The 5587-nt window shown below is 68.8% G+C and carries 7 protein-coding genes; 2 read left to right on the top strand and 5 right to left on the bottom strand.

The window, feature by feature from the left end; translation table 11 throughout:
* From VOI19_RS13240 to VOI19_RS13225, 5 genes are all read right to left on the bottom strand, one after another.
* A partial coding sequence (locus tag VOI19_RS13240) for a DDE-type integrase/transposase/recombinase (protein WP_323793433.1) occupies positions 1-532 on the bottom strand: 532 nt, incomplete at its 3' end.
* A gap of 118 nt (positions 533-650) precedes the next feature.
* Complete coding sequence (locus VOI19_RS19375; RefSeq protein ID WP_416366380.1) at positions 651-818, bottom strand: helix-turn-helix domain-containing protein; 168 nt, start codon at positions 816-818, stop codon at positions 651-653.
* 114 nt (positions 819-932) lie between these two features.
* Positions 933-1151, bottom strand: coding sequence for a hypothetical protein (locus VOI19_RS13235; protein ID WP_323793432.1), 219 nt, complete (start codon positions 1149-1151; stop codon positions 933-935).
* The gene (locus VOI19_RS13230) at positions 1151-1669 is read right to left on the bottom strand and encodes a helix-turn-helix transcriptional regulator (protein WP_323793431.1); all 519 of its coding nucleotides are present in this window, start codon (positions 1667-1669) and stop codon (positions 1151-1153) included. The genes VOI19_RS13235 and VOI19_RS13230 overlap by 1 nt, the downstream gene beginning before the upstream one ends.
* A gap of 291 nt (positions 1670-1960) precedes the next feature.
* A complete protein-coding gene (locus VOI19_RS13225; protein ID WP_323793430.1) occupies positions 1961-3196 on the bottom strand; it encodes an LCP family protein in 1236 nt (411 codons plus the stop codon).
* A 162-nt stretch (positions 3197-3358) separates the two neighbouring features.
* Here VOI19_RS13225 and VOI19_RS13220 point away from each other — a divergent pair, with 162 nt between their 5' ends.
* Entirely contained in the window at positions 3359-4903 is a 1545-nt protein-coding gene (locus tag VOI19_RS13220) for an AlkA N-terminal domain-containing protein (RefSeq protein WP_323793429.1), read from the top strand.
* A 2-nt stretch (positions 4904-4905) separates the two neighbouring features.
* Entirely contained in the window at positions 4906-5385 is a 480-nt protein-coding gene (locus VOI19_RS13215; protein WP_323793428.1) for a methylated-DNA--[protein]-cysteine S-methyltransferase, read from the top strand.
* Positions 5386-5587 lie beyond the last annotated feature (202 nt).

Here is a 5587-nt window from a genome sequence, read left to right as displayed (position 1 = left end):
CGACGTCCTCGACACGGCCGCGGTGGGAGTGCGGCCGGTAGAACTCCTGAAGCACGGTGCCATGGAACCGTTCGCACACCGAGTTGCGGTTCGGTGACCTCGGCGGGATTCGGTGATGGTGCAGCCCGAGCTCGCCCACGCGGGCTTGGAAGGCCTTGCCGACGAACTCCGGTCCGTTGTCAGTGAGCACTCCCTCGAGGGTGATGCCATGCTTGCGCAGGACCTTCTTCAGATGGTCTAGGAGCAGCGCTGCGATGGCGGCGGTCTTGTCGCCGACGACGAGCTGAACGACCGCGACCCGGGTCGCGATGTCGACCGTGGTCAGCTGCCAGACCGCGCCGGCACCTTTGAGCTTTCCGACATAGAACGCATCCAGGGCTACGACCTGGCCCGGATGCGAGGCGTACTGGCAGAACCCGAAGGGGCCCTCCAACGCGGCCTCGGTGAGCTGACCGGTCTCGGTCGCAGTCAGGCTGGCCAACGCGATGATCCGCTGCTTGGCGGTGCCGAGGTCGTGGCGGCGTAGGACCATTGCGACCCCAGAGGCCGACCGGTCCACACCACGCTTCCTGAGAAGCCTGAGCAATGACTTCGGCCCAGCGTCGGCCTGGCGATCGCCTCGGACAAGATCACCGCGACCTCTTCTGAGGTCATGGCGTTCGGCTGATGGGGGAGGCGTCGCCCGCGCGGGAGCAGAGCTGAGAGGCCGTACTGCTCGGCCTTTTTATCCACTTGTAGTAGGTCTTACGCGAGACGCCGAAGACCCGGCAGGCCTCGCTCACGTTGTTGATTCTGGCGGCGTACTCGATGACTCGCACACGCCCGTCGTACACAATGTCCTCGTGGGTCACAGAATGACTTCCTGTTCTCTAGATCTCGCAATCCAGAGACTGTCTTCCGTGGCCCACACCTACGCGCAGGCTCACCGGGTGTCACCCCAACCCGTGATCCCTAAGGGCTAGTCGCGCGGTCTCATCGTTGGTCTCGGCTATGGGCAGGATGTCGACCTCGATAGACATCGTTGCGGCCGCGGGCAGTTGTGACTCGTCGTAGGTGCCGAGGATGGCCGGCGAGCCGACAACGATGACCTCGGACTGATCGATGATCTGGCAGGCCGTGCGGATGGCGTGCTCCAGCTGGTCTCGTCGCATCAGCCGACCAGTCGCAGGACCTCGCGGCGCTGCTCGTCGGGGAGAAGCCCGGACATAGGGGAGACCTCGCGCATCTCGATCGAATCTCGGCCAAGACCCGTGAGGACGCGGTGCAGTCCGGGGAGGTCGCCGCGCTCGACGAGCTGGCGCCACTGCTCGAGATTTCGTTCGTGCGGATGGCCGGTCACGTTGTTGCCGAGGCGGTCGAGGTTGCGCTCGATCGTCGGTCGCCACCCCTCGAAGCTCAGGGGAGTGAGAAGCGTGGAGAGTCGCCGGTGCAATTGCCACGAGCGGCGTTCGGAGCGAGTCAATTGGGGAGCGACGGGGTGTCGTAGGACCTCAAGGCGGAAACCCATGCACGACAGCAGACGGTCGAGCTGGTCGTCGCTGAGGTCGATCTTGCCGGAGAGGAAGCCGCTGATGCTCGGCTGCCGCACACCGCTGAGTCGAGACAGGCCGGACTGGGTGGTGCCCGTCTCAACCATCACCTCGCGCAGCACGTCACTCCTGCTCGTCATACAAAAAAAGATAGCAGAGAATACTATAGGCATCAGGGTTGCGGTCGGGCCTTTCGGGCAACACTGGGGCAACACAAGGGCCAGAAGCGGCCCGAAATGACCAATGAGTGCCAATCGTCAATAGTGCCGCTGACCTGCACGTTCAGTGATTTCCAGCATCGTCCGGTGGCTCCTCGGTCGCCCTCTCACGGCGGTAGCGCCGGTTCGAATCCGGTCGGGGGTACAGAAGCAGCAGCACGAGAGCCCGAGCCGACAGGCTCGGGCTCTCGTCATTTCACGCCATGTTGCAGGTCAGGCGCAGAGGCCGGCGGCCAGCCGCGCCTGCGCCTGGGCCTCTGCTGCGGCAGCCTCCTCCGGATCGACCGTGGGCTCGTCGGTGGGCACTTCGGTCGTGGGGGAGTCGGTGGGTTCGTCAGTCGGCTCGTCGGTGGGAGCGTCGGTCGGCTCGTCGACCGTGCCCACGGAGTCGTCCGCGCCGATGGCGGTGTCGTTGAAGTCCTTGCCGAGCGACCGGTCGGCGATGATCCGCTCCCACAGCTCGTCGGCCTCCTCGGTCCAGATCAACCGGTTCGGGTCGAGGGGGTACTCCGCGATCGGCACGGTGATGAAGTTGATGTCCGACAGACCGGTGTTGCGGAACTGGGTCGCGAGGTCGGCGAGCTTGCCCACGGTGTCGAGCTCGGCATCGACCTCGATCGAGGAGGTCGCGGCGTTGAGGAAGCTGAAGACCGACAACGGCTGCGACAGGATCCCGGCCGACATGATCTTGTTGGTCATCGAGGCGATGAAGGCCTGCTGGCGCTTCATCCGACCGATGTCTCCGGTGTTGGACAGGATCGAGCGTTCACGGACGTAGTTGAGTGCGTCCTGCCCGGTCAGCGTCTGCACGCCTGCCGGCAGGAAGATGTCGTGCTCCGGGTCGTCGACCTCGGTGGGGATGCAGACCTCCACACCGTTGATGGCCTCGACCATGTCCTTGAACCCGTTGAAGTCGACGACGACGAAGTGGTCGACGTAGACGCCGGTGAGCGACTCGATCGTCTGGATGGCGCACTGGGCGCCGCCGACGGCGAAGGCGGTGTTGAACATGGCCGCCGTCTCGCCGGCCACGACGCTGCCGTCGCTGAGCGCGCAGTCGGGACGGTCGATGATCGCGTCGCGCGGCAGGCTCACGCCGTACGCCGTGCTCCGGTCGGCCGAGACGTGGAGCAGGATCGTGGTGTCGGCTCGCTCGCCGATGTCGCCGAGGCCGTCGATGTCGTTGCCCTCACCCGCACGGGAGTCCGAACCGAGCACGAGGATGTTGAGGGGCTCCAGGGGCCCGCTCTCCTCGACGGTGGCAGCCGGCTTGGGCATCGTGTGCATGATGTCGTCGCCGTTGGCGATGTTGGAGTTGAGCGTGCTGTAGGCCACCGTCACGGCGCCCACCGCCATCACGGCGAGCAGCGCCTGGGTGACAGCAACGGTCACCCACACGTGCCGGCGGTGTCGGCTGGGGCGCTCTGGGGCGATGGGGACCTCGGTCACACCTCGCAGTCTCGCAGACCACCGGTCGCCCGGTGGGGGATCGACGGCGGATCGACGGCAGATCGACGGGCAGATCGACGGCGGAGCGCCAGCGGGCCCGGCGGGCACGGCCGTGTCCGATTCCCGCCGGAGACGTCGTACGGCGTGCGTCATGATGGACCCGTGACCGTCACCCCGCCCGCGCTCGCGCGACTCGACCCCGAGTCGTGCTACCGAGCCGTGAAGGCACGTGATCGACGCTTCGACGGCGTGTTCTACACCGCCGTCCGTACGACCGGGATCTACTGCCGGCCCTCGTGCCCGGCGCGCACCCCGGCGCCGGGCAACGTCTCCTTCCACGTCAGCCCCGCCTCCGCGCAGGCGAGCGGCTACCGGGCGTGCAAGCGTTGTCTGCCCGACGCGACGCCGGGGAGCCCCGACTGGGACGTCGCCGCCGACGTGGCCGGGCGAGCGATGCGCCTGATCTCCGACGGCGTGGTCGATCGCGAGGGCGTCGATGGCCTCGCCCGCCGCGTGGGCTACACCTCGCGACATCTCGGACGAGTGCTGACGGCCGAGCTGGGGGCGGGTCCTCTCGCCCTGGCCCGCGCGCGTCGCGCGCAGACGGCGCGCGTGCTGGTGGAGACCACTGAGCTCGGCTTCGCCGACATCGCGTTCGCCGCCGGCTTCTCGAGCGTTCGTCAGTTCAACGAGACCGTGCGCGAGGTGTACGCCGCGAGCCCGACCGAGCTGCGGGGGAGTCGGGGCGGACGCCGTACGGCGGCCTCGACCGGTGAGCCGGCAGCGGCGAGCCCGTCAGGACCTCCCGGCACGGTGCGGGTCACGCTCCGGCTCGCCGTGCGCACGCCTTTCGCAGGACAGGCGCTGCTCGACTTCCTCGCCTACCACCTCGTGCCGGGCCTCGAGGTCGCCGGCGAGGGGTGGTACGCCCGCACGTTGGACCTGCCGCACGGGCCCGGCACGGTGCACCTGGCGATCGCGGACGCGCTCGACCCGGGGAGCACGGCCTTCGTCACCGCCACCTTCGAGCTCGCCGACCTGCGTGACACCGCCGCCGCCGTGGAGCGTGCGCGGCGGCTGCTCGACGCCGACTGCGACCCGCTCTCGGTCGACGACCACTTCGTCGGGGACCCGGTGATCGGTCCGCTCGCCCGCGCGTGCCCGGGCCTGCGGCTGCCCGGCCAGGTGGACGGCGACGAGACCGCCGTACGGACCGTGATCGGCCAGCAGGTCAGCGTGACAGGGGCGCGCACCGTCACCGGCCAGGTCGTCGCGGCCTACGGGACGCCCGTGGAGACCACGATCCCGGGCCTGACCCACCTGTTCCCGCGGGCCGCAGACCTGGCCGCAGCCGACCCGACGACGCTCCCGATGCCGCGCGCCCGCGGCCGAGCTCTCGTGGGGCTCTGTGCGGCGCTCGCCACCGGCGACATCGTGCTCGACCGCGGCACCGACCGCGAGTCGGTGCGCGAGGCGATGATCGCGCTGCGTGGGATCGGTCCGTGGACGGCCGACTACGTCGCGATGCGGGCGCTCGCCCACCCCGACGTCTTCCTGCCCACCGACATCGGCGTGCGAAACGCGTTGCGCGGCCTCGACCGCGACCCCGCTGAGGTCATCGCCCGCGCCGCCGACTGGAGCCCCTGGCGCTCCTACGCACTCCTGCACCTCTGGAACACCCTGATGCCCCCGACGAAGGAACGCTGACCATGTGGACCGTGATCGACTCACCGATCGGCGAGCTGCGACTCGTCGAGCACGACGACGCCATCACCGCGATCGAGTTCTCGCCCTTCGGCCCGGCTGACGGGCGGGTCAGAGGACCCCGCGACGACGCGCACCCGGTGCTCGTCGAGGCGGCGCGTCAGCTGGCGGCGTACTTCGCGCGCGACCTCAAGGAGTTCGACCTGCCCCTGGCCCCCGGCGGCACCGAGTTCCAGCAGCGGGTGTGGGTCGAGCTCGCCGCCATCGGCTACGGCGAGACGGCGTCGTACGGCGAGATCGCGCACCGCCTGGGCAAGACCAACGCCGCCTCGCGCGCGGTCGGCCTCGCCAACGGCTCCAACCCGATCCCGATCGTCGTGCCGTGCCACCGCGTGATCGGTGCCAACGGCACCCTCACCGGCTACGCCGGGGGTGTCGCGCGCAAGCAGGTGCTGCTCTCCCTCGAGCAGGACGCCCTCTTCTGATGGTCATCCTGATGGTCATCGAGTAGCCGGGGGCGAGCGCGGTGAGCGACCGGCGTATCGAGATGGTGGCGAGGTGTGTGCAGGCGGCGGGGCGAGGCCGCTTCGTAGGCGGGAGGCATCTTGATACGCCGGCCCGCTCCTTCGTCGCGTAGCCGGCTACTCGATTACCGGGGGGCCGGCTACTCGATGAGCCGGGTGATCA

It is taken from the genome of Nocardioides sp. (assembly GCF_034670285.1).
GTDB lineage: Bacteria > Actinomycetota > Actinomycetes > Propionibacteriales > Nocardioidaceae > Nocardioides.
Note: the sequence above shows the minus strand (reverse complement) of the source record. Positions and strands in the feature narration are given on the sequence as shown.

What these genes read in the sequence shown, in the direction of transcription:
- VOI19_RS13235 (WP_323793432.1), bottom strand. Translation starts at nt 1,151, where the DNA reads ATGCGACGAGACCAGCTGGAGCACGCCATCCGCACGGCCTGCCAGATC.
- VOI19_RS13230 (WP_323793431.1), bottom strand. Translation starts at nt 1,669, where the DNA reads ATGACGAGCAGGAGTGACGTGCTGCGCGAGGTGATGGTTGAGACGGGC.
- VOI19_RS13215 (WP_323793428.1), top strand. Translation starts at nt 4,906, where the DNA reads ATGTGGACCGTGATCGACTCACCGATCGGCGAGCTGCGACTCGTCGAG.